The 23,256-nt window shown below is 72.9% G+C and carries 16 protein-coding genes; 13 read left to right on the forward strand and 3 right to left on the reverse strand.

Translation table 11 applies throughout. The features are described 5' to 3' along the window. Positions 1-147 precede the first annotated feature (147 nt). From ACIPEQ_RS06345 to ACIPEQ_RS06355, 3 genes are all read right to left on the reverse strand, one after another. Positions 148-3,498 (reverse strand): SdrD B-like domain-containing protein, encoded by a 3,351-nt coding sequence (locus tag ACIPEQ_RS06345; protein WP_402714520.1) that lies wholly within the window; start codon positions 3,496-3,498, stop codon positions 148-150. Between the two features lie 208 nt (positions 3,499-3,706). Next, complete coding sequence (gene uxaC, locus ACIPEQ_RS06350) at positions 3,707-5,146, reverse strand: glucuronate isomerase (protein ID WP_402714521.1); 1,440 nt, start codon at positions 5,144-5,146, stop codon at positions 3,707-3,709. A 47-nt stretch (positions 5,147-5,193) separates the two neighbouring features. Then, a complete protein-coding gene (locus ACIPEQ_RS06355) occupies positions 5,194-6,240 on the reverse strand; it encodes a LacI family DNA-binding transcriptional regulator (protein WP_402714522.1) in 1,047 nt (348 codons plus the stop codon). A gap of 142 nt (positions 6,241-6,382) precedes the next feature. Here ACIPEQ_RS06355 and ACIPEQ_RS06360 point away from each other — a divergent pair, with 142 nt between their 5' ends. The 13 genes from ACIPEQ_RS06360 to mfd all read left to right on the forward strand — a co-directional run bounded on the left by ACIPEQ_RS06360 (position 6,383) and on the right by mfd (position 23,113). Then, positions 6,383-7,735 (forward strand): ABC transporter substrate-binding protein, encoded by a 1,353-nt coding sequence (locus tag ACIPEQ_RS06360; RefSeq protein WP_402714523.1) that lies wholly within the window; start codon positions 6,383-6,385, stop codon positions 7,733-7,735. Beyond that, positions 7,735-8,769: a carbohydrate ABC transporter permease gene (locus tag ACIPEQ_RS06365; protein ID WP_402714524.1), complete on the forward strand. Its 1,035-nt coding sequence runs from the start codon at positions 7,735-7,737 to the stop codon at positions 8,767-8,769. The genes ACIPEQ_RS06360 and ACIPEQ_RS06365 overlap by 1 nt, the downstream gene beginning before the upstream one ends. After that, the gene (locus ACIPEQ_RS06370) at positions 8,766-9,713 is read left to right on the forward strand and encodes a carbohydrate ABC transporter permease (RefSeq protein ID WP_402714525.1); all 948 of its coding nucleotides are present in this window, start codon (positions 8,766-8,768) and stop codon (positions 9,711-9,713) included. Before ACIPEQ_RS06365 ends, ACIPEQ_RS06370 begins: the two co-directional genes overlap by 4 nt. A gap of 77 nt (positions 9,714-9,790) precedes the next feature. Then, positions 9,791-10,627, forward strand: a complete 837-nt coding sequence (locus ACIPEQ_RS06375) for a sugar phosphate isomerase/epimerase family protein (protein WP_402714526.1) — start codon at positions 9,791-9,793, stop codon at positions 10,625-10,627. Then, positions 10,624-11,808, forward strand: a complete 1,185-nt coding sequence (locus tag ACIPEQ_RS06380) for a Gfo/Idh/MocA family protein (protein ID WP_402714527.1) — start codon at positions 10,624-10,626, stop codon at positions 11,806-11,808. Before ACIPEQ_RS06375 ends, ACIPEQ_RS06380 begins: the two co-directional genes overlap by 4 nt. Beyond that, positions 11,805-12,677 carry a sugar phosphate isomerase/epimerase family protein gene (locus ACIPEQ_RS06385; protein ID WP_402714528.1) on the forward strand — a complete coding sequence of 291 codons (873 nt, stop codon included), beginning with the start codon at positions 11,805-11,807 and terminating at the stop codon, positions 12,675-12,677. The genes ACIPEQ_RS06380 and ACIPEQ_RS06385 overlap by 4 nt, the downstream gene beginning before the upstream one ends. After that, the gene (locus ACIPEQ_RS06390; protein WP_402714529.1) at positions 12,674-13,954 is read left to right on the forward strand and encodes a mannitol dehydrogenase family protein; all 1,281 of its coding nucleotides are present in this window, start codon (positions 12,674-12,676) and stop codon (positions 13,952-13,954) included. The genes ACIPEQ_RS06385 and ACIPEQ_RS06390 overlap by 4 nt, the downstream gene beginning before the upstream one ends. Next, positions 13,951-15,306, forward strand: a complete 1,356-nt coding sequence (gene manD, locus ACIPEQ_RS06395; protein WP_402714530.1) for a D-mannonate dehydratase ManD — start codon at positions 13,951-13,953, stop codon at positions 15,304-15,306. The genes ACIPEQ_RS06390 and manD overlap by 4 nt, the downstream gene beginning before the upstream one ends. 169 nt (positions 15,307-15,475) lie before the next feature. After that, positions 15,476-16,396, forward strand: a complete 921-nt coding sequence (locus tag ACIPEQ_RS06400) for a hypothetical protein (protein ID WP_402714531.1) — start codon at positions 15,476-15,478, stop codon at positions 16,394-16,396. Between the two features lie 204 nt (positions 16,397-16,600). Further along, positions 16,601-17,233 carry a 50S ribosomal protein L25/general stress protein Ctc gene (locus ACIPEQ_RS06405; RefSeq protein ID WP_354026462.1) on the forward strand — a complete coding sequence of 211 codons (633 nt, stop codon included), beginning with the start codon at positions 16,601-16,603 and terminating at the stop codon, positions 17,231-17,233. Between the two features lie 32 nt (positions 17,234-17,265). Beyond that, a complete protein-coding gene (gene pth / locus ACIPEQ_RS06410; RefSeq protein WP_126890972.1) occupies positions 17,266-17,850 on the forward strand; it encodes an aminoacyl-tRNA hydrolase in 585 nt (194 codons plus the stop codon). A gap of 187 nt (positions 17,851-18,037) precedes the next feature. After that, positions 18,038-19,417, forward strand: a complete 1,380-nt coding sequence (locus ACIPEQ_RS06415; protein WP_402714532.1) for a hypothetical protein — start codon at positions 18,038-18,040, stop codon at positions 19,415-19,417. A gap of 84 nt (positions 19,418-19,501) precedes the next feature. Then, complete coding sequence (gene mfd / locus ACIPEQ_RS06420) at positions 19,502-23,113, forward strand: transcription-repair coupling factor (protein WP_402714533.1); 3,612 nt, start codon at positions 19,502-19,504, stop codon at positions 23,111-23,113. Positions 23,114-23,256 lie beyond the last annotated feature (143 nt).

Here is a 23,256-nt window from a genome sequence, read left to right on the forward strand (position 1 = left end):
CGTACCGGCGGTTCTCGCGTCGGCGGTCGTGGTGCCGGCGGTCTCCGCTCGTGGTGCCGGCGGTCTCCGCTCGTGTCGACGGCGGGGTCGGGTCACCCGGAGGCAACCCGACCCCGCCGGACGGAACTCGGTGGGCGGAGCTGTCGATCAGTCCGACGTCGGCCGGGAACGCCGCCGGCCGACGAGCACGGTCACCCCCGGCACGAGGAGCGCGAGCGCGAGCGCGACCGCAGCACCGATGCTCGTCCCAGTGAACGCGAGTCGTCCGGCAACGGAGGCGTGCGCTGCGCCGGTGCCGCCGCCGCGACCACCCTCGCTCGACGCGCCGTCGCCCGTCCCGTCACCGGGGCCGCCGCCTGCCCCGGGTGCTCCACCGCCGTCCCCGTCGCCCCCGCCGCCCCCGCCACCGGGAGCCTCCGCGACCAGGCCGGCGTCGACGGACGTGTCACGGCGCACTCCCTCGAGCGCGCCGGTCGTACTCGTGACCCGGTCGACCGTGACCGGTGCGGTCTGGCCGTCCGGAGCGGCGTCGGAGTCGACCGCGGGGTCGTCGCCGACGTGTTCCTCGGTGAAGTGCGTCCCGTCCGGCGCCGTGAAGCGCACGCGGTAGTCGCCCGGCCGCAGCCCGTCGAACCGGTACCCGCCGTGGTCGTCGGTGGTCGTGCGCCGCTCGACCTCGTCACCGTGGTCGTCGGTCCCCGTCAGGGCGACGGGGACGCCCCGGACGCCGGGCTCGTCGTCGTCCTGCAGGCCGTCGTCGTTCCGGTCGTCCCACACCCGGTCGCCGATCGCACCGGCGACGACCCGGACGGTCGACGGGTTCGACTGCACCGGCAGCGCCAGGTCGGACGTCCGGAGCCCGAACCGGTTCACGTAGCGGTCGCCGTCCTGTTCGCCGCTCGTCGCGAGGGTGAGCCGGTGCGTCACGGTGTCGCCGGCGGGGACCGGGGTCTGCCGTTCGATCCGGACGGCGGTCACCCGCGCGAGTGCGTCCGGGCAGCCGCTCGCGCCGAACTCGTCCTCGGTGCACCAGCGGGTCGCCCCGCCGGGCTGGTTGCTCGGGTCGGCACCGTCCATGGCGACCTCGGTGGGATCGGCGTCGGTGTAGCGCACGGCCTCGTCCTGGGCGGGGTCGGTGGGGACCGGCGCTGCGAGGCCGACGCTGCCGTGGAAGTCCGAGCCCCGTGCGTCTCCACGGTGCGGGAGCACGTCGATCAGGTCGAGGCCGCTGATCGCGGTGTCGTCGGTGTTCGTGACGTCGAGGTCCCACTCCGGGTGGTCGCCGGTCACGACGACGGGTGCCGGCGTGCGCTTCTCGACCCCGACGCCGCCGGTGGTGACGACCTCCAGCCCGCGCTGCGCGGTGCGCCAGCGGTCGTCGGACCGGTCGGCCGGGGACTCGACCGTCACGGTGTTGGCGATCCGTCCGGCCGGGGCCGAGCGGTCGACCCGTGCCGTGTAGGTGATCGGGGTGATGCGGCTGTTCGGCTCCACGTCGTGCAGCGTCCAGGTCAGACGCTGGTGCTCCTGGCCGTCGGCACCCGGCACCGTGTCGACCTCGGGAGTCCTCGACGCACTGTCCTCGACGTACGAGGTGTGCGCGGGCAGGACGTCGCGGACGGTGACGTCGGTGGGGCGTCCGTCGGCGAAGCCGTTCGTCAGGGTCGGTCGGAGCGCGTAGTCGACGGTGTTGCCCGGGGTGACCGCGCTCGTCAGGTCCGGCGTGTCCGCGGCGTCGTGCCCGGGATCGACGACCACCTTGCCGACGCGGACCAGGTCCTCGGTCAGCACGACACTGTCGGCCAGTCCGCCTGCACCGAGGTCGGGGTCCTGCCGGTCGTGCACCCAGGCGGGGAGGTGGTCACCGAAGCGGGCATGGCCGAAGTCGCGAGCGCGGGTGCCGTCGGGCGCTCGCTGCGTCGTCACGGTGGAGAACAGGCCACCGCCCGTTCCGCCGGGCAGGTCACCGACGACACGGACCGCCCCGACTGCCGCAGCTCCGCCGGGGACGTCCTCCGGATCGTCGTACCAGGGACCGTCGCCGTCGTCGCACGTGTGGACCTGGCCCGCCGCCGGCGACGCCATGTCGTAGGCGGCGTACTGCACGCGGGCGTGCTCGAAGCCGCTCGTCCACGCGGGCGCCCGTCCTCCGACGGCGGTCAGACGCTGCGTCCGGCGGTCGAACGTGTCGCAGAGGGCCGCGTTGCGGAAGGCGGCGAGCCCCGGGTTCGTCATCGTGACGTCACTGCGGAGCCGGGTGCCGGGCGTGGCCCAGGGGTCGCCGTCCTTCGCCGACCCCGCGACCACGCCGCTCCCGTCGCTGTCGAGACGCCAGAGTCGCTTCCCCGCGCTGCCCGGTCCGAGCTCGACGAGGTTCCGCCGCGCGCTGTTGTCGGTCGTCGGCTCCGAGCCGCCGGGGAAGTTCGGCGTCCCGCTGACCGACGTCGTCTGCAGCGGTGTGAAGGTGTTCACCGACTCGACGGACGTCGGTGCCTCCGGGGTGGGCATCCACAGCGAGATCCACCCGCTCACGACGTACGGCTTCGCGCCGCCGCTGATCGGTCCGCCGCCGATGTTCCGCCCGGGCATGCGTGCTGCGTCGGTCACGGCACCGTCGATCGTCACGTCGACGTCGCCGCCCGGTTCCGTCTGCGTGCAGGTGATGGTGCCCGAGTCGACCACGGCACGGTCGCCCCCGCCGCGGCCACCGGGCAGGCCGCCGAACTGCACGCCGTCCTCGCCGTTCCGACCACAGGCGGGTCGACCGCGGTTCCAGAGCACCGCGCCGGACGGCCGGTCGCCGAGCAGGTGGGACAGGTCGTCGGTGAAGTGCATGTCACCCGTGCTCCGTTCGAACCCGAGGAGGCCCTGCCCGGGGACGGGGGACTGCCAGTCGACCGTGATCGGGTAGCGCAACTCGACGCCGGGGGTGCCGTCCGGCCCCGGCACGTCGGTGCGCAGGGTCGAACCGACCGCAGCCTTGCTGAGGTTGTACCGCGGCGCGGCGGACACGACGGTCGTCGCCGAGGTGACCGGGGCGGTCGGTTCGGCATCGTCGGCCGAGGCCGTGCCGGTCACGGCGATGCGGTCGCCGTCCTGCAGGTCCCCGGACACGTCGAGCACGGCGGGCACGGCGACCGCGTGCCCCGAGGGGACGTCGCCGAGGTCGCAGGTGAGCCGCTGGCCCTGCACCGCCGAACCGGCTCCGGTGCACGCTATCGGGACGCCTGCCCAGCTCGTGCCCGTCGGGGCGTCGAGCACGAACCGCTCGTGGTGTGCGGTCTCGTCGCCCGCGCTCACGGTGACCCGGTAGGTCACGGCGTCACGGGTCCGGACGACACCGTTCGCGGGACCTCGGTCGGCCCCGGGACCGTCGTCCGGTGTGAACGGACTGCGACCGTCGGCGGCGACCTCGACGGCCAGGCCGACCACCGCCGCGGGCGCGGTCGCGGCGGCAGCAGCCCCGCTCTGCCCGAGCAGGACGGCGGGGACCGCCAAGGCCACCGTCCCCAGGGCGCCGATCGCGCGCCCGGGCGACGGGGGACTGACAGGCCGGCCGCATCGAGCGGGCGAGGGAGGACGTTCGGACGACGGACGACGAGACATGGCGCTCCTCGGTCGGGGATCGGGACGGACGGACCCCTACCCTGCGCCGACGAGGACCGCAGCGCCGAACACTCTGCATGTCACATGTGCGACGTGCCGATCAGAGATTGAACGTCGCCCGCGGGATGTCCGACACGATCCGGCGCGCCGTGTGCACCGCGTCCTCCTCGGAGAGCTGGTGCGTCACCACGAGCGACGCCAGGTGTGCCGCGTCCGCCCGCCGGGCCATGTCGTGGCGCGCCGGGATCGAGCAGTAGGCCCGGGTGTCGTCGATGAACCCGGAGGTCTTCGTGAACCCGGCCGAGTCGGTGACCGCCGCCCGGTAGCGCCCGATCGCCGCCGGGGTGTCGATGAACCACCAGGGGGCTCCCGCGTAGACGGCCGGGTAGAAGCCGGCGAGCGGCCCGATCTCCCGTGAGAAGACGGTCTCGTCAACCGTGAAGAGCACGAGGTGGAAGCCCGGCGCGGTCCCGAAGGCCTCGAGCAGTGGACGGAGCGGCTCGGTGAACGCGCCGACGGCCGGCAGGTCGTGTCCGGTGTCCGGGCCGAAGCGCTCGAGGGTCGGCGTGTGGTGGTTCCGGAGCACGCCCGGGTGCAGCTGCATGACGAGGCCGTCCTCGACGCTCATCTCGGCCCACCGGAAGAGCATGTCGTGGCGGTAGGCGACGGCCTCGTCGGGGGTGACCTCCGACGGACCCCGCACCGCTGCCGCGTGGATGCGCGCTCGCTCCGTCTCGGACAGCGGCGTGGACCCTGCGTCGAGCACACCGGTGTCGGTCGCCGTCGCGCCGTGCTCGACGAAGTACCGGCGCCGGTCCCGCAGTGCCGCCAGGAGCCCGTCGTGGGTGCCCGTGTCGATGCCGGACGCCTCGCCGATCGACGCGACCACGTGCCTCCAGTCCGAGCGCGACGGGTCGAACACGGCGTCCGCGCGGAAGGTGGGGAGCACCCGACCCGTGAAGGACGGGTCGGCGGCGAGCCGCGCGTGTGCGGCGAGGTCGTCGGCGGGACCGTCGGTGGTCGCGAGCACCTCGATGCCGAAGGCGTCGAACAGGGCTCGGGGGCGGAGTTCGGGCGTGGCCAGCGCCGCGGCGATGCGGTCGTACTGCTCGTCGGCGTTCCCCGCCGACGGCTGCTCGGTCAGGCCGAAGACGTCGTGCAGCTCCGTCTCGAACCAGTAGCGGACCGGCGTACCGACGAAGTCGTCCCAGTGCTCGGCGAGTCGGCGCCAGACCTCCCGACCGTCGGGGAGCGGGTGCGTGCCCGACCGGTCGGGGCGTCCCAGGTCCTGCAGGCCGACGCCGTTCGCGTGCAGCAGGCGCAGGACGTAGTGGTCGGGCGTGACCAGCAGCGCCGCAGGGTCGGGGAACGGCTGGTCGTCGGCGATCAGGGCCGCGTCGACGTGTCCGTGCGGGGAGATGATCGGCAGGTCGCGGACCGCGTCGTACACGGTCCGCGCGACCGCGCGGGCACCGGGGTCCGCCGGGAACAGCCGGTCGGGGTGGGGTGCGAGCGGCGTGGCGGTGCTGGTGGAGGACATCATCGGCTCCTTCGGGCGGGGCGGGCGAGGTGGGACGCGTGGTGCGGTCATCGGGCCGGGGGCCGCGCTCGAGCCGGGCCCGTGGACTCGCGCACGGTCAGGTGCGTGGGCAGCGCGACGGCTCCCGACGCGTGCTCGCCCGGCAGCTCGTCGGCGGGCAGCGCGTCGAGCCGTCCGAGCAGCATCCGGATCGCCACCCGACCGGCGCGTTCGATGGGCGAGGTCATCGTGGTCAGCGGTGGGTTGCAGAAGTCGGCACCGAAGATGTCGTCACAGCCGACGACGCTCACGTCCTCCGGCACCCGGACACCCCGTTCGCGGAAGCGCGTGAGCATCCCGATCGCGATGAGGTCGTTGAACGCGATGCACGCGGTGGCCCCGGCGTGCACGGCGGCGTCGGCGGCCGCTGCTCCCGAGTCCACGAACGGCGCGTGCGGACCGATCCTCGCGACCCGCACGCCCAGGCGCTTCGCGACGCGGACGAGCGCCCGCCACCGCCGCTCGTTCGACCACGAGCTGTCCGGACCCGCGACGTAGAGCACGTCCCGGTGGCCGAGGGAGACGAGGTGCTGCACGGCCTGCTCGACCCCGCCTGGGGTGTCGATGAGCACCGACGGCACCCCGGCCGGGCGCCGGTTCACGACGACGAGCGGCGTGCGCTCGGCGAACCGGGCGATCTGCGCGTCGGACAGACGGGACGCGGTGAGCACGGCACCGTCGGCCTTGCCGGCGACGGCGCTCAGCGCTGCGACCTCGGCCTCGGCGGACTCCTCGGTGTCGACGAGCAGCTGCGTCCACCCGGCGGCGGAGAGCTGGTGCTGCGTGCCCCGGATGACGTCGAAGTAGAACGGGTTCGTGATGTCCGACACCAGGACGGCGACCGCCCGGGTCCGACCCGAGGTCAGTGCCCGGGCCTGCGAGTTCGCGACGTAGCCGAGCTCCCGGGCGGCCTGCTGGATCCGCTGCTGCGTGTCGCGGTTCACCCGGTCGGGCAGCGAGAGCGCGCGGGACACCGTGGACGGGGCGACCCCGGTCGCATCGGCGATGTCCCGGATGGTCACCCGCCGCGAGGTGTCCGTGTCTGCGCTGCTCACGAGGCGAAGCTAGGCCGCGTTGGCAACAAGTGGCAACCGGTTGCCGGTTGTTGCCACGGACGGGACAGTGGTGGCACGTCGGCAGCGCAGCCGCCGTCCCGGGCACCGTCGCCCGGGGGAGATGTCGAGGAGGACACCCCGCATGAGCACAGGAAGACGCAGGACCCGCGTCCTGGTCGGTGCCGTCGTCGTCGCCGTCGCCGCCCTCTCGCTGCAGGGCTGCGCGATCGTCGACGGCAGCGGCGACGACCCGGACACCCTCCGCGTGATGATGGGCGCGGACACGACCTACCCGAAGGAGCGCGCGCAGTGGCAGCGGGAGACCGCCGCCGAGTTCGAGCGCACCACGGGCGCCGACATCCAGTGGGAGACCTACTCGACCCCGCAGGAGGAGCTCACCGCGATCCAGACCAGCGTCATCTCCGGGCAGGGTCCGGACGTGTACGCGATCGGCACGACGTTCACCCCCACGGCCTACGCCACCGGCGCGTTCGTCGAGATGGGGCCGGAGCAGTGGGACGCCGTCGGCGGCAAGGACCAGTTCGCGCCGGCCTCGCTCGGCATCTCCGGTCCGAGCACGTCGAAGCAGATCGGCATCCCGTTCGCCAGTCGGCCGTTCGTGATGGCCGTGAACACCGAGCTCCTCGCGCGCGCCGGGATCACGGACCCGCCGACCACCTGGGACGAGCTCACCGAGGACGCTCGGAAGACCACGGGGGACGGCGTCCACGGCATGGCCGTCGCCTACGCGGACGGCTTCGACCCGTGGAAGTTCGTGTGGGGCATGGCGCAGAACGCCGGCAACACGATCGTCGACGGCGGGTCGGCCGAGATCGACGCCCCCGCGGTCGAGCAGGCCTACCGCACCTACTTCGACTGGGTGACGAAGGACGGCGTGGTCGACCCCGCGGCGATCGGGTGGAACAACCCGCAGGCGCTCGCGCAGTTCGCCGACGGCAAGGCCGCGTTCTTCCCGATGACCACGACGACGTCCCTCAACTCGCTGAAGGGCTCCGCCGTCGACGGCAAGTACGAGTACGCCCTCCTGCCGACCGTGCCACCGGGCGCGACCGAGCGTCCCGCAGACGGCATCGAGGCGGCGAGCATCCTGTCCGGCGACAACCTCGTCGTCGCCGACTACGGCTCGAAGCAGGACCTGTCGTTCGACTTCGTCAAGCAGGTGTCCTCGCCCGCGGCGCAGGAACGGTACTTCGAGCTCTTCGGACAACTGCCGACGAACACCGTCGCGGCGGACCGCATCGCCGAGCAGAACCCCGACCTCGCACCCATCGTCCGCGCCGGCGAACTGTCGAAGCCCACCGCCTTCACCGGCGCGTGGTCGGACGTGCAGCTCTCGCTCGTCGACGTCGTCGTGCAGTCGATCCCGTCGCTGAAGAGCGGCGAGGTCAGTGACGACCAGCTCCGGAAGCGCCTCGCCGCGGCGCAGCGGGACGCCCAGGCAACGCTCGACCGCCAGAAGAACGGAGGGCTGTGATGACCACCACGCAGACCCGGCCCCGCCAGGAGACCCCGCGCGCGGTCCGCCCGCACGGGAAGACCCCGCTGTACAAGCGCGAGCGTCCGCTGTGGATGCTCCTGCCCGGGGGCGTCCTCATGCTCGCCGTCATCGTCGTCCCGCTGCTCGTCGGCGTGTACATCGCGATGCTCGACCTCGACCAGTACACGCTCCGCCAGTGGTTCAGCGCCCCCTTCGTCGGGTTCGCGAACTTCGCCGAGGCGTTCACCGACTCGCCGCTCCTGCACTCGATCTGGATCTCGGTGTCCCTGTCGGTGCTCGTCACCGCGGTCACCGTGCCGATCGGCGTCGCCGCGGCGGTCTCCACCCAGAACCGCTTCCCCGGTCGCGGTCTGGTCCGGTCGATCTACCTCGTGCCCTACGTGCTGCCGGCGTTCGTCGTCGGGACGTTCTTCCGCACGATGCTCCAGCCGCAGGGCGTGGTGAACACCGCGCTCGGCACCGACGTCCTCTGGCTGAACGGCTCGGCGTCGTACTGGGCGCTCGCCGGCGTCATGGTCTGGACGAGCTGGCCGTTCGTCTACCTGCTCTCGCTCGCCGGACTCCAGGCCGTCGACAATGAGGTGCACGAGGCCGCCGCCCTCGACGGCGTGACGTGGTGGGCGAAGCTCCGGTACATCGTCTTCCCGTACCTGCGCGGCCCGTTGAGCCTGGCGATCATCATCTCGATCCTGCACAACATCAACAACTTCACGCTGCCGTTCGTGCTCTTCGGGAACCCCCTGCCCTCGAGCGTCGAGGTGATGCCCGTCCTGACGTACATCGCGAGCTTCCAGTCGTTCCGCTTCGGTCTGTCCGCGGCGATGGCGATCTGCTCGCTGGTGATCGTCGCCATCCCGCTCTTCGTCTACCTGCGGGCCGTCCGGCTCGACACCGGCGAGGACGCCGGCGGCGACGCCGGTCCCACCCGGAAGCAGCGCCGCGCCGACCGCGCGACGCTCGCCGCGGCGACACCCGCCGCGGCCGCAGACATCGACGGAGCCCGCGCATGAGCGCCTTCAGCCAGGCCCGGACCCGCCCGACCGCGACGCTCACCGAGAGCATCACCGCCGGCGGCGCGAAGCGCCCGAGGCGCCCGTACGACACCGACGTCACCCGGCTGCTGCCCCGGTGGCTGCTGGTCACCGTGATCGTGCTCCTCGTCGCGTTCATCGCCGTACCGGTGCTGTACATCCTGTTCGGGTCGGTGAACTCGGACGTCGCGGTCGCCCGCGGCGAGTACTTCCCCTCCGAGTTCACGCTGGCGAACTACGTCGCGATCTGGGACACGGTGGCGCTCGGCCAGGGCCTGGTGAACTCGCTGCTCACCGCCGGGGCCGTCGCCGTCGCGAGTGCCGCGCTCGCCGTGTCCACCGCCTACGTGCTCGTCCGGTTCCGGTTCCTCGGCCGCCTGACGATCCTCCGCGGGCTGCTGGCGCTGCAGTCGATCCCCGGCACCCTGCTGCTCCTGCCCGTCTTCGTCGTCTTCGCCAACATCGCCAGCGCGACCGGCGTGCAGGTGATCGGCACCCGCTGGGGCCTGTTCGTCACCTACCTGACCTTCGCCCTGCCGTTCTCGACGTGGGTCATGGTCACGTACCTGCGCGGTCTGCCGAAGGAGCTCGAGGAGGCCGCCCGCATCGACGGTGCCTCGAGCGGGCGGATCCTGCGGAGCGTCGTGCTGCCGCTCTCGTGGCCGGGCATCGTGGTCTCGGCGATCTTCGCCTTCCTGCTCGGCTGGAACGACGTGCTCTTCAGCACCATCATGACGACCCCGAACACCCGCACGGTCGCCGTGGTGCTGCAGGTGCTCGGCACCGCCCAGGAGGGCGGCGCCGTCCCGATCTACGGCCAGATGATGGCCGCGTCGATCGTCTGCGCCGTGCCGGTCGTCGCGCTCTACCTGGTCTTCCAGCGCTACCTGGTCGGCGGTCTGACCGCCGGCTCCGTCAAGTGACGCACGCAACCACACGACGGACGGGAGGCGCGGTGCCAGCCCGCCACGCGCCTCCCGTCCGACAAGGAAGGAACTCGATGACCCAGCCAACGTGGGAGCTCTCCGGCTTCGGCGACGAGATCGACGCCGACCCGGTCGTCCAGGTCGCGGTCCTCCAGGCGCTCGGCGCGAGCGCCATCGAGGTGCGCAGCGCCTGGGGCACCAACGTCGTCGACCTCGACGAGGACCAGCTCGCCGGGCTGCACCGCCTGTTCGAGGAGCGCGGACAGACCGTCTCCGCCGTCGCCTCGCCGATCGGCAAGGTGCCCGTCGACGAACCCGTCGAGCACGAGGTGTCGCGGCTCGCCCGTGCGATCCGGGCCGCGCACGCCCTCGGGACGACGAACATCCGGATCTTCTCGTTCTACTTCGACGGCCGCACCGCGGACGAGGTGCGCGACGACGTCCTCGTCCGGATGCGCGCGCTCGCCGACCTGGCGGAGCGCGAGGGCGTCACCCTGCTGCACGAGAACGAGAAGGACATCTACGGCGACGTGCCCGAGCGCGTGCTCGACGTCGTCGAGAGCGTCGGGTCGAGCGCGCTGCGGCTCGCCTGGGACAACGCGAACTACGTGCAGTGCGGCGTGGCACCGTTCACCGACGGCTGGGCGCAGCTCGCGCCCTACGTCGACTACCTGCAGGTCAAGGACGCCCTCGCCGCCGATGGGTCCGTCGTCCCGGCGGGGGAGGGCGACGGTGAACTCCTGCTCACGCTCACCGCGCTGCGTGACGCCGGGTACGCCGGGTACGCCTCCCTCGAACCGCACCTGACCGACGTGAACAGCCTCGGCGGGTTCTCCGGCCCCGCCGCGTTCGGCCGCGCCGGACGAGCCTTCCGGAGCCTCACCGACCAGATCGGAGTCACCCTGCGATGACCACCCCACTGAAGCTCGCCGTCGTCGGCGCCGGCGTCATCGGACGCCACCACGCCCGCGTCGCCGCACAGCACCCGGACCTGCAGGTCGTCGCCCTCGTCGATGCCGTCCCCGCGGCCGCCACCGGCGCCGCCGACGAACTCGAGGCGACTGGCGCCGACCGGCCCGTCACCACCGCGACCATCGAGGACGCCATCGCGCAGACCGACATCGACGTCGTCGCGATCTGCTCGCCCTCCGGCATGCACGTCCAGCTGGCCGAGGCGGCGCTCGCCGCCGGCAAGCACGTCGTCATCGAGAAGCCGCTCGACACCACGATGCCGCGGGCGCGGCAGATCGCGGCGCTCGCCGCGGACGCCCGCTCGCGTGGGCTGGTGACGAGCGTGATCAGCCAGCACCGCTTCGACCCGGCCTCGGTCGCGGTCGCGGGAGCCGCGCACGGCGGCGACTTCGGCACCGTGACGTCCGGCGTCGCGAGCGTCGCCTGGTACCGCTCGCAGGGCTACTACGACTCGGGCGACTGGCGCGGCACCTGGGCGCTCGACGGCGGCGGTGCGGTGATGAACCAGGGCGTCCACACCGTCGACCTGCTCGTGTGGGCCCTCGGTCGTCCGGAGGAGATCTCGGCGCAGGTCGGACTCCTGGCGCACGACCGCATCGAGGTCGAGGACACGGCGGTCGCCACCGTACGGTTCCGGAACGGCGCCCTCGGCGTCGTCCACTGCACGACCGCCGCGTACCCCGGGCTCTCGGCGCGCTACGCGGTGTACGGCACGCACGGGTCGGCGATCGTCGACGACGACCGGCTCGCGTACTTCCACGTCGCGCCGGACACGGCGACGCTGGAGTCCGCGGCGACGACGGCGAACACCACCGCGGTGGCCGACGCCGCCGACCAGAAGCACGACGTCGTCCCACCGGAGCACGTCGTCGGCGGCCCGGCCGAGGCGGACCACTTCGCCGCGGGGCACGCGCGCCAGTACACGGACGTCGTCTCGGCGATCCGGGAGGGCCGCGACCCCGGTGTGACCGTGGACGACGCCCTCGTGTCGCTCGCCACCGTCCGCGGGCTGTACGTCAGCGCGACGCTCGGGCAGCCGGTGCGGATCGACGACGTCATCGAGGGGAAGTACGACGACGTCGAACCGGTCGTCGCTCCCCGGGAAGGAGCAGTCCGGTGAAGTTCTCCGTGTTCACCGCCTCGACGCCCGACTGGACCCCGGCGCAGGCAGCCGACACCCTCGCCGAGCAGGGCTGGGACGGCATCGAGTGGCGGATCGTCGACGACCGCACCGCAGACGGCTCGTCCGGCTTCTGGGCCGGCAACCGCTCGACCTGGCAGTTCACCGGCATCGCGGACCAGGTCGGCGAGATCGCCCGGGTCACCGACGCCGCCGGCCTGGAGTACTCCGGGATCGGCGGCTACCAGCCGGTGTCCGACCACGAGGGCGTCGAGACGATGCTCCGGGTGACGAGCGAACTCGGCGCCCGCCAGGTCCGCGTGACCATGCCCTGGTACCAGCGCGAGCGGGAGCGGACCGGCACCACCTACGGCGAGCTCTTCGACCAGACGCGCGCCGACCTCGAGTGGGCTGCCGCCCGCGCGGCCGACCTCGGCGTCAAGGCGCTCGTCGAGCTGCACCACATGACGATCACCCCGTCGGCGTCCGCGGCGCTCCGGCTCGTGGACGGGCTCGACCCCGAGCACGTCGGCGTCATCCACGACCTGGGGAACCTCGTCATCGAGGGGCAGGAGGACCACCTGGCGGCCTTCGAGCTCCTCGGCCCGTACCTCGCCCACGCGCACGTCAAGAACGCCCGCTGGGTCGACACCGGCGAGACCCGAGCCGACGGCAGCCGGATCTGGCGCAACGAGTGGGCACCCCTGCGCGACGGTCAGGCGTCGGTGTCCGAGTACCTCGACGCCCTGCGGCAGCACGGCTACGACGGCTGGGTCACCATCGAGGACTTCTCCACCGACCTGCCGCTCGCGGAGCGCACCGCCGACAACCTGGCGTACCTGCGCTCCCTGGTGCCGGTGACGGCATGACCCGTCGTCCCGGCATCGTGCACCTCGGCATCGGGGCGTTCGCGCGCGCCCACCTCGCCTGGTACACCGGGCACGCCCGAGGCGAGCCGTGGGGCATCACCGCCTTCACCGGTCGGTCACCGTCGGCGGCCGAGGCCCTCTCCGCGCAGGACTGCCGGTACACACTGGTCACGCGCGCGGCCGACGGCGACACCGCCGAGGTGGTCGACACCGTCGTCGCGGCCCACCCCGGCAGCGACGACACGGCCTGGAGGCACCTGGTCGCGTCCCCGGAGACGACCGTCGTCACGCTGACGGTCACCGAGGCCGGCTACCGCGCCGACTCCGGCGTGCCGGCCCGGCTGGTCGAGGGGCTCGCCGCCCGACGGGCCGCCGGCGGCGGCCGGATCGCGCTGGTGTCGCTCGACAACCTGACGCACAACGGCGAGGTCCTGCGGGAGGCCGTGCTGGGGGCGACGGACGACCCGGCGCTCCGGTCGTGGACCGCGTCGACGGTCGCGTTCCCCTCGTCGATGGTCGACCGGATCACGCCGGCCACCACCGCCTCCGACCTCGCGGAGATCGGCGACCTGCCCGGGGCGCTCGACGGCGACCGCGTGCCCGTGGTCACGGAACCCTTCGCCGAGTGGGTGCTCGAGGACGCGTTCGACGGCGTCGACCGCCCCGGTTGGGAGACCGCGGGCGTCCGGCTCGTGCCCGACGTCACCCCGTACGAGCAGCGGAAGCTCTGGCTGCTGAACGGGTCGCACTCGCTCCTGGCGTACCTCGGCCTGCTGCTCGGCCACGAGACCGTCGCGTCCGCGATGGACGACGAACGCTGCCGTACCGTCGTCGAGCAGCTCTGGGACGAGGCCGCCGCCGAGCTCCCGCTGCCCGCCGACGAGGTCGCCGACGCCCGGGCCGCGCTCGTCGAGCGGTTCGCGAACCCGCGCATCCGGCACACCCTGCGCCAGATCGCGTCCGGCGGCTCGCAGAAGCTGCCCGTCCGCGTCGTCGACGTCCTGCGTCGGCGACTCGAGCGCGACCCCGACGCCGGTGTCGGACCGGGAGCCGCGACCCTGCTCGCCGCCTGGTGGTTGCACTGCACCACGCAGCCCGAGCTGGTGGACGACGCCGGAGCGCCCGGGCCAGACTCGGACGTGCACGACGTCCTGGGGGTCGTCGCGCCCGACCTCGACACCACCCCCGTGGTGGCCTCCGTCACCGCGGCCGCCGAACGCATCCGCGCCGCCGCGGCACCCGCACGCGGCCCCGTCGACGAAGGAGTCCACGCATGACCGACACCGGCACCACGAACCCCGCCGCGCCCGTCCCCGGGGCCGCCGACGGCGGCGCGGCGACGGACCCGACCGCCGGCCGCCCGGACACCTGGGCGTCGACCGACCGCGGGCAGCTGATCGACCGGGCCGAGGTGATCGTCACGAGCCCGGACCGGAACTTCGTCACCCTGAAGCTCACGACCGCGGACGGCGTCACCGGTCTCGGCGACGCCACGCTGAACGGTCGCGAGCTCGCCGTCTCCGCGTACCTGTCGGAGCACGTCGTCCCGCTGCTCGTCGGGCGCGATGCCAGCCGCATCGAGGACGCCTGGCAGTTCCTCTACCGCTCGTCGTACTGGCGCCGCGGCCCGGTCACCATGGCCGCGATCGCCGCCGTCGACATGGCGCTCTGGGACATCAAGGCCAAGGTCGCGGGGATGCCGCTCTACCAGCTGCTCGGCGGGGCGTCGCGCACCGGACTCATGGCCTACGGGCACGCCTCCGGCAAGGAACTGCCCGAGCTGTTCGACTCGATCCGCGAGCACCAGGCCGAGGGCTACCGGTCGATCCGGGTGCAGACCGGGGTCCCCGGACTCGAGAGCATCTACGGCATCGCGTCGAACCGGACCACCGAGGGCAACGCCGGCGTCCGGTACGACTTCGAGCCGGCGCAGCGCGGGGCGTTCCCGGCGATGGAGGACTGGGACACCCGGGCGTACCTGCGGCACGTGCCGACCGTGTTCGAGGCCGTCCGGAACGAGTTCGGCCCCGAGCTGCCGCTCCTGCACGACGGTCACCACCGGATGACACCGCTGCAGGCCGCGAAGCTCGGCAAGAGCCTGGAGCCGTACGACCTGTTCTGGCTCGAGGACTGCACGCCCGCCGAGAACCAGGAGGCGCTGAAGCTCGTCCGGCAGCACACCACGACGCCGCTCGCGATCGGCGAGGTGTTCAACACGATCTGGGACTTCAAGGACATCATCCGCGACCAGCTCATCGACTACGTCCGCGGCGCCGTGACCCACATGGGCGGCGTCACCCCGCTGCGCAAGACGATGGACTACGCGGCGATGTACCAGATCAAGTCCGGGTTCCACGGGCCGACCGACATCTCGCCCGTCGGCCTCGCGGCGCAGATGCACCTCGGCATGGCGATCCACAACTTCGGCATCCAGGAGTACATGCAGCACGGGCCCCGGACGAACCAGGTGTTCCGGCAGACGTTCACCTTCACGGACGGCTACCTGCACCCGGGCGACGAGCCGGGGCTCGGCGTGACGCTCGACCTCGACGAGGCGGGGAAGTACCCGTACGAGCAGGCGTACCTGCCGTTCAACCGCCTGGCCGACGGCACCGTCCACGACTGGTAGGCCTCCGCCGGTCCCGGTCCCGGCCCTGGGCCTGAGCGGGCGACATACGTCACGGCCACGCTCGACCGTGACGCATGTCGCTCGCTCGGCGGATGACGCGCGGCGCGTCGTGCCCGCTCGCTCGTGCTTCCGACGAGAGCGCAGCTGATCCGACGGGCATGCTGGGGGCGTGGAGTTCGCGGACGTGGCGAGGAAACTGCTCCTCGTCGCGCCCGCGGACTTCGTGCGGGAGCGCACCGCTCGGCAGCGGGCCGTGCGGAAGGACGACCGCGACCTCGCGTCCCGGATCGGCGGACTGCGGAAGCCCGCGCCCGCCGCGTGGGTGGTCGACCTGCTCGCGCACGAGGGCGCCCTGGACGAGGCGATCGACCTCGGCCCGGCGATCCGACGGGCCCAGGCGGACGCCGACCCCGACGAGATCCGTCGACTCCGCCGGCAACGGGCGGAGGTCGTCGCCGCGCTGGCGCAGGCCGGGGCCGACCTGGCATCCGACGCCGGGTACCCGGTGACGTCGGCGGTGCTCGACCAGGTCCGCGCCACGATCGAGGCCGCGATGGCCGACCCGCACGCCGGCGCCGCCGCACGATCGGGTCTGCTCGTCCGACCGCTCGAGAGCGCCGGGTTCGACGCCGTCGACCTCGACGGAGCACTGGCCGACCCCGATGCGGTGCCCGACGCGTGGTCCGGCACCGGTGCCGAACCCATCCCGATCACCAGCGCGCGGCGATCCCGCACGGCGAGCCGTGCCTCCCGACCGGAGCCGGAGCCGGAGGCGGAGCCCGAGGAGGAACAGGACCCGGAGCCGGAGCCAGAACCGCGTGTCGACCCCGCTGCCGAGCGTCGCGCCGCTCGTGAGGCCGAGGCCGCAGCGCGCACGGAGTCACGCGATGCCGACGCGGCACTGGACGCCGCAGAGCAGGAGCTCGAGACCGCCGAGGAGCGCCGTGCCGAGCTCGAACGGCAGCTCGCCGACGCCCGCGCCGAGATCGAACGGGCCGAACGTGCGCGCGACGAGGCAGCGGACGCGAGCGACCGCGCACGGGACCTCCTGCGCGCCGCGCAGCGCCACCGCCGAGAGGTCGGCCGCTGACCCGGCGCGACACGCCCGACGGCCCCTGCTAGACTCACAAACCGACTTCGGCGAGGGCCGCGCAGCGCGCGGCCGTGATCGACGCGGTAGGGAGACCCGGCCCAGTCCAGGGAGCGTTCCTCACGCGTGCACGCGTTCGAGTTGCAACACCACAGACCCCCCGATGCCGGCACCCCGGCGTCGACCCCGACACCAGGAGGCACCATGGCCGACTACACCAAGCTCGCAGCGGAGACCCGCACCAAGTTCGGCAAGGGCGCTGCGCGCAAGCTCCGCGCCGCCGACAAGATCCCGGCGGTCGTCTACGGCCACGGCACCGAGCCGCAGCACATCACCCTCCCGGGTCACGAGACCATGCTGCTCGTCCGTACCGCCAACGCGGTCGTCGACCTCGACATCGAGGGTGCGGCCCAGCTCGCCCTCGTCAAGGACGTCCAGCGCGACCCGGTGCGCCAGATCATCGAGCACATCGACCTCGTGGTCGTGCGCCGTGGCGAGAAGGTCACCGTCGACGTCCCCGTCGTCGTCGAGGGCGAGTCCTTCTCCGGCACGATCCACGTCCAGGACCTCTCGTCCGTCTCGCTCCTCGTCGAGGCGACCGACATCCCAGAGCACGTGACCGTCGACGTCGAGGGCCTCGAGGACGGCGCACAGGTCCTGGCCTCGCAGCTCGAGCTGCCGGCCGGTGCCGAGCTCGAGACCGACGGCGAGGCGCTCGTCGTCCAGATCGTCACCCCGCGTGGCACCGCTGACGACGACGCGGCCGACGAGGCCGCTGCCGAGGCGGGCGCCGAGGCCGGCGCCGAGGGCGGCTCCGCCCCGGTCGACTCCGAGTAACACCCCCTTCGCGGAACGTCTGGCCGACGCTGATGACAGGAACGACCCTCGTCGTGGTCGGGCTCGGGAACCCCGGGCCCGGCTACGCGGGCAACCGTCACAACGTCGGCCAGATGGTCCTCGACGAACTCGCCGCTCGCATGGGCGCGACGTTCAAGAAGCACAAGACGCCGAACCAGGTCGCCGAGGGGCGCCTGGTCCCCGGCGGACCGAAGCTGGTCCTGGCGAAGCCGGGATCCTTCATGAACACCTCGGGTGGACCGGTCTCGAGCGTGCTCGGGTTCTACAGCGCCACCGCCGAGGACCTGATCGTGGTCCACGACGAGCTCGACCTGCCGTACGACACCGTCCGTCTCAAGGGCAGTGGCGGGCACGGCGGCCACAACGGGCTCCGCGACATCATCAAGGCGACCGGCACGAACGAGTTCACCCGGGTGCGGATCGGCATCGGCCGACCCCCGGGACGCCAGGACCCCGCCGACTACGTCCTGCGTGACTTCTCGCCGACCGAGAAGAAGACGCTGCCGAACCTGCTCGCAGACGGCGCCGACGCCGTCGAGGCGATCGCGGAACTCGGCCTCCTCGCCGCCCAGCAGCGCGTGCACGCCCCGTCCTGATCCGTCACGCACGTCCCGCCTGATCCGTCGGGCGGTCGGACCCGTCGTCGGCCTGGAGGCGCGGCACGGGTCCGCCACGCCGCTGTCCGGAAGGCGTGCGGTCCCCGAACTGGGGGACACTCACGTACCCCGGTCGTCGGTACGTTCGCCCACGGGGTGACGATCCCCGACGACGAGGGGAACGACCGTGGGACGAGCAGCGCACCGGGCACGACGGACCGGCGGGAGCCGGGCGGCGGTGGCCGTCGTCCCGGCCGCGATCGCGGTGATCGCCGTGGGCCTCGGGTCGCTCCTCACGCAGGACGGCGCCGTCGCGGCGACCGAGACCTGGACGCCGACCGTCGCGGAGTCGTCCGCACCGCCGGTCGCGACGACCTTCGGCGCGCCGAACGACGTGCACCACGAGTCGGACGGCTCGCTCCTCGTGGCCGACTTCTCCGCCAACGGGCTGCTGCGGCGCGCGGTCGACGGCACCTGGAGCACGGTCGCACCGTTCGGCACCGGGGCCGGCGACATGTGGAACCCGTCGGCGGTGACCACCACGACCGACGGCCGCATCCTCGTCGCCGAGGCCGGTCGCCCCGCGCTGACGGTCCTCGACGCCGACGGCACCGTGCTGTCGCGCACGGCGCCGCCCGCGCGGCGAGCGGTCTCGGAGCTGGCCGTCGACGGCTCGACCGTCTACGCCGCGGTCCCCCTCAGCGGCACCCTCTTCACGACCGAGCTCGGGAGCGGGAGCTGGGCCGCGGTGCCCGGTCCGTGGACGGACCCGAGCGGTGTCGCGCTGTCCGCCGACGGCGGGATGCTCACGGTGTCGGACGCCGGTGCCGACGAGGTGTGGCAACTCGACCGGGCCTCGGGGGAGGTGACGTCGCTCGGGTTCCCGGGTGTTGCGCAGACCCGACCGCGCGGGGTCGCCGTCGACGACGGGGACGTCTTCGTCGTGGACAACGGGCGCGGCGCGGTCTGGGCGCTGACGGGAGGTTCCTGGACCGAGGCGTTCTCGAGCGCTCCGGACGGCTCGCCGCTGGTGAACCCCACGGCGGTGTCGGTCGGGCCCGGGCGCAGCCTCGTCGTCGCGGACTACAACCGTCAGCGCATCGTGACGGCCGTGTCGTCGGGACGAGCGGTGGTCGTCCCGAGCCCGGCACCGACGATCGCCCTGCCGACGGTCGACCCGACGAGTGAGCCGACGATCGAGCCGACGGGCGAGCCGACGATCGAGCCGACGGGCGAGCCGACGATCGAGCCGACAGCCGTGCCCACGAGCGCCCCGACCGCCACGCCGGCGCCGACGACGGTCCCCGGCCGCGAGGCGACCCCCTCGGTGACGGCTGCGGTCCCGGGCACCGGTACCGAGCCTCCCGGCCGACCCGCGACCGACGCTGCGGGAGCCGGAGCAGGCGACGGCCCCACGGACGGAGTGCTCGTCTCGCAGGCCGCAGGTCAGCAGGGCGACCTCGCCTGGACCGGCGCCGGTCCGGTCCTGCCCGCGCTGCTCACCGCCACGGCCCTGGCCGGGGGCGGGGTCCTCCTCGGTGGTCTCGCGCGTCGTCGCCGTCGCTGATCCGCGCCGTCCCGCGCCGCGTGCCGTGTTCGCCGCCCGCGCACGCCGGACCGGGTGTCGGACGCCGCCGGTACCATCGTCTGAGTGACGATCTCGGGCATCATCCCTGCGCTCTCGCGCGCCTCCGCGTTCGATCGTGTCCTCCGCGCTGCCGGGCGTGACGCGGACTTCTCCGTCGTCGACGGCCTGCGCGTCCCACTGCTCGGCGCGCTGCTCGCCGAGCGCAACGGTCCCCAGTGCCTCTTCGTCGTCACCGCCACCGGGCGCGAGGCCGAGGCGGTCCGCGGTGCCTTCACCTGCACCGTCCCCGACGCCGAGGTGCTCGAGTTCCCCGCGTGGGAGACCCTGCCGCACGAGCGCCTGAGCCCGAGCGCCCAGACGGTCGGCACCCGCATCGCGACGCTCCGGAAGCTCGCGGCGTGGCAGGACGCCGACCCGGCCGACCGCCGCACGATCGTCGTGGTGGCGAGCGTCCGCGCTGCGCTGCAGCCGATCGCGGGCAACCTGACGTCCCTCGCGCCCGTCGCGCTCGTCACGGGGTCTCGGGGCAACGACCTCGCGGCCATCGCGTCGCAGCTCGTCGACCTGGCCTACGCCCGGGTCGACCTCGTCACCCGCCGCGGCGAGTTCGCGGTGCGCGGTGGCATCCTCGACGTCTTCCCGCCCGGGGCCGACCACCCGGTGCGCGTCGACTTCTTCGGCGACGAGATCGAAGCGATCAAGGCCTTCTCCGTCGCCGACCAGCGCACCACCGACGACGACCTCGGCTCGGTCGAGCTCACGGCGTCGCGCGAGCTCCTGCTGAGCGACGACGTGCGGCAGCGTGCGCGCGAGATGCTGCACGAGTTCCCGAACCTGTCGCAGATGCTCGCGAAGATCGCCGAGGGCATCCCGGTCGAGGGCATGGAGTCCCTCGCACCGGCCCTCGTGCAGGACCTCGTCCCGATCACGAGCTACCTGCCCGAGGCCGCGACGATCGCCGTGCTCTCCCCGGAGCGGGTGGCCGGCCGTGCGCACAGCCTCGCCGAGACGAACACCGAGTTCCTGCAGGCCGCGTGGAGCGCCGCGGTCGCCGGTGCGCAGGCACCGATCGACCTCGACGCCGGCAACTTCCTCACCGTGCAGCAGCTGAAGAACGCGCGCGGGCAGCGCACCTGGTGGACGGTCACCCCGTTCGACTCGGGGCTCGACGAGGGCGATCGCGAGCGGGTCCTCACCGACGCCGAGGCCGCTGCCGAGGCCGGCGAGTACATCCGCGTCCGCGCCGAGTCGATCCCGAGCTTCGCGGGCAGTGCCGACGGTGCCGTGGCCCACGTCAAGCAGCTGGTCGACGACGGCTGGGCCGTGGTCGTCACCGCGCAGGGCAAGGGCCTCGTCGAGCGCGCCGTGCAGGTGCTCGCCGACGCCGGGGTCGCGGCCCGGGCCGACGACCTCACCGCGCCGCCGGAGCCGGGGATGACGATCGTCACCACCGCCACGGTCGAGGCCGGCTTCGCGACCCCCGACCCGCGGATCGCCGTCCTGAGCGAGGCCGAGTTCTACGGCCGCAGCGTGCAGCAGGGCGCGCGCACGGTGAAGAAGCTCGCCGGGCGCCGCAAGAACGTCGTCGACCCGCTGCAGCTCAAGCCGGGCGACGTCGTCGTGCACAACACCCACGGCATCGGCAAGTTCGTCGAGCTCGTCTCGCGCGAGGTCAGCTCCGGTGGCCGCAACGCCGTGAAGACCCAGCGCGAGTACCTCGTGCTCGAGTACGCGCCGTCGAAGCGGAACTACCCGGGCGACAAGCTCTTCGTGCCCACCGACCAGCTCGACCAGCTCTCCCGGTACGTCGGCGGCGAGAACCCGACGCTGTCGAAGATGGGCGGCTCCGACTGGTCCGCCGCGAAGTCCAAGGCCCGCAAGGCCGTCCGCGACATCGCCGTCGACCTCGTGAAGCTGTACTCGGCACGCATGGCCTCGAGGGGGCACGCGTTCGGTCCGGACACCCCGTGGCAGCGCGAGCTCGAGGAAGCGTTCCCGTTCGCGGAGACCGCCGACCAGCTCACCACCATCGACGAGATCAAGCGCGACATGGAGAGCCCGATCCCGATGGACCGGCTGCTCTCCGGTGACGTCGGCTACGGCAAGACCGAGGTCGCGATCCGCGCGGCGTTCAAGGCCGTGCAGGACGGCAAGCAGGTCGCCGTGCTCGTCCCGACGACGCTGCTCGTGCGGCAGCACATGGAGACGTTCCAGGAGCGCTTCGCGGGCTTCCCCGTGCACCTGCGCGCCCTCAGCCGGTTCCAGACCGAGAAGGAGTCGAAGGAGACCATCGCCGGGCTCGCCGACGGCACGGTCGACATCGTCATCGGCACGCACCGGATCCTGTCGCAGAGCATCCAGTTCAAGGACGTCGGACTCGTCATCATCGACGAGGAGCAGCGCTTCGGGGTCGAGCACAAGGACCAGCTGAAGAAGCTCAAGACGAACGTCGACGTCCTGGCGATGTCGGCGACGCCGATCCCGCGCTCGCTCGAGATGGCGGTCACCGGCATCCGCGAGATGTCGACGCTGGCGACCCCGCCGGAGGACCGCCACCCGATCCTGACCTTCGTCGGGCCGCAGTCCGACCTGCAGGTCGCCGCCGCGATCCGGCGCGAACTGCTGCGCGAGGGTCAGGTGTTCTACGTGCACAACCGCGTGAAGGACATCCAGTCGGTGGCGTCGCACCTCGCCGAGATCATCCCCGAGGCCCGGATCCAGGTCGCGCACGGGCAGATGTCGGAGGGCACCCTCGAGCAGGTCATGGTCGACTTCTGGGAGCGCAAGTTCGACGTGCTCGTGTCGACCACCATCGTCGAGACCGGTCTCGACATCGCGAACGCGAACACGCTGATCATCGACAAGGCCGACAAGTACGGGCTGTCGCAGCTGCACCAGCTTCGTGGTCGTGTCGGCCGTGGGCGCGAGCGCGGCTACGCCTACTTCCTGTACGACGCCGACAAGCCGCTCTCCGAGACCGCACAGGACCGCCTCGAGACGATCGCCGCGAACAACGAGCTCGGTGCCGGCATGCAGGTCGCGATGAAGGACCTCGAGATCCGCGGCGCCGGCAACCTGCTCGGCGGCGAGCAGTCCGGCCACATCGCGGGCGTCGGCTTCGACCTGTACCTGCGGATGATCGGCGAGGCCGTGTCCCAGTTCCGCGGGGACGTCGCCGAGGGGCAGACCGAGCTCCGGCTCGAGATCCCGGTCGACGCGCACATCCCGGAGGACTACGTCGAGTCCGAGCGCCTGCGCCTCGAGGCCTACCAGAAGCTCTCGGCCGCGTCGGCCCCGGCGGCGCAGCCCGAGGCGATCGACATGGTGCTCGACGAGCTCACCGACCGCTACGGCCAGCCGCCGCAGCCGGTGCTCACCCTGGTCGAGGTCTCGCGTCTCCGCCGCATGGCGCAACAGGTCGGCCTGTCCGACGTGGTCGTCATGGGCTCGAACCTGCGGGTCGCCGGCAAGGAACTCGCCGACTCGGCCCAGGTCCGGCTCAAGCGCATGTTCCCCGGCGCGCGCTGGTTCCCGCAGCAGGACGCCGCGAGCATCCCGCTCCCGAAGCCGCACGGCGAGACGCTGCCCGACGACGGGCTCATCCAGTGGGTGGAGAGCATCCTGACGGCCGTCTACGGGGCGTCGAAGGCTCCCGCGGAGGCGCCCGCGTCCTGAGTCGCCACCCCCTGCGGACGGGGGGGGGGGGGGGCCCCGGGGCCCCCCCCCCCCCCCCCCCCAGGGGGGGCGCCGGCGCCCCCCCCCCCCGCGCGGCGCGCGGGCCCCCCCCCCCCCCGGGGGGGGCCGCCGCCCCGGCGCGG

It is taken from the genome of Curtobacterium sp. NPDC087080, assembly GCF_044745105.1.
Classification (GTDB): domain Bacteria; phylum Actinomycetota; class Actinomycetes; order Actinomycetales; family Microbacteriaceae; genus Curtobacterium.

Excerpts from the sequence above, each read along its gene's own strand:
- uxaC (WP_402714521.1), bottom strand. The coding sequence starts at position 5,146 with ATGTCCTCCACCAGCACCGCCACGCCGCTCGCACCCCACCCCGACCGG.
- ACIPEQ_RS06360 (WP_402714523.1), top strand. The coding sequence starts at position 6,383 with ATGAGCACAGGAAGACGCAGGACCCGCGTCCTGGTCGGTGCCGTCGTC.
- ACIPEQ_RS06365 (WP_402714524.1), top strand. The coding sequence starts at position 7,735 with ATGACCACCACGCAGACCCGGCCCCGCCAGGAGACCCCGCGCGCGGTC.
- ACIPEQ_RS06370 (WP_402714525.1), top strand. The coding sequence starts at position 8,766 with ATGAGCGCCTTCAGCCAGGCCCGGACCCGCCCGACCGCGACGCTCACC.
- ACIPEQ_RS06375 (WP_402714526.1), top strand. The coding sequence starts at position 9,791 with ATGACCCAGCCAACGTGGGAGCTCTCCGGCTTCGGCGACGAGATCGAC.
- ACIPEQ_RS06380 (WP_402714527.1), top strand. The coding sequence starts at position 10,624 with ATGACCACCCCACTGAAGCTCGCCGTCGTCGGCGCCGGCGTCATCGGA.
- ACIPEQ_RS06390 (WP_402714529.1), top strand. The coding sequence starts at position 12,674 with ATGACCCGTCGTCCCGGCATCGTGCACCTCGGCATCGGGGCGTTCGCG.
- manD (WP_402714530.1), top strand. The coding sequence starts at position 13,951 with ATGACCGACACCGGCACCACGAACCCCGCCGCGCCCGTCCCCGGGGCC.
- ACIPEQ_RS06405 (WP_354026462.1), top strand. The coding sequence starts at position 16,601 with ATGGCCGACTACACCAAGCTCGCAGCGGAGACCCGCACCAAGTTCGGC.
- pth (WP_126890972.1), top strand. The coding sequence starts at position 17,266 with ATGACAGGAACGACCCTCGTCGTGGTCGGGCTCGGGAACCCCGGGCCC.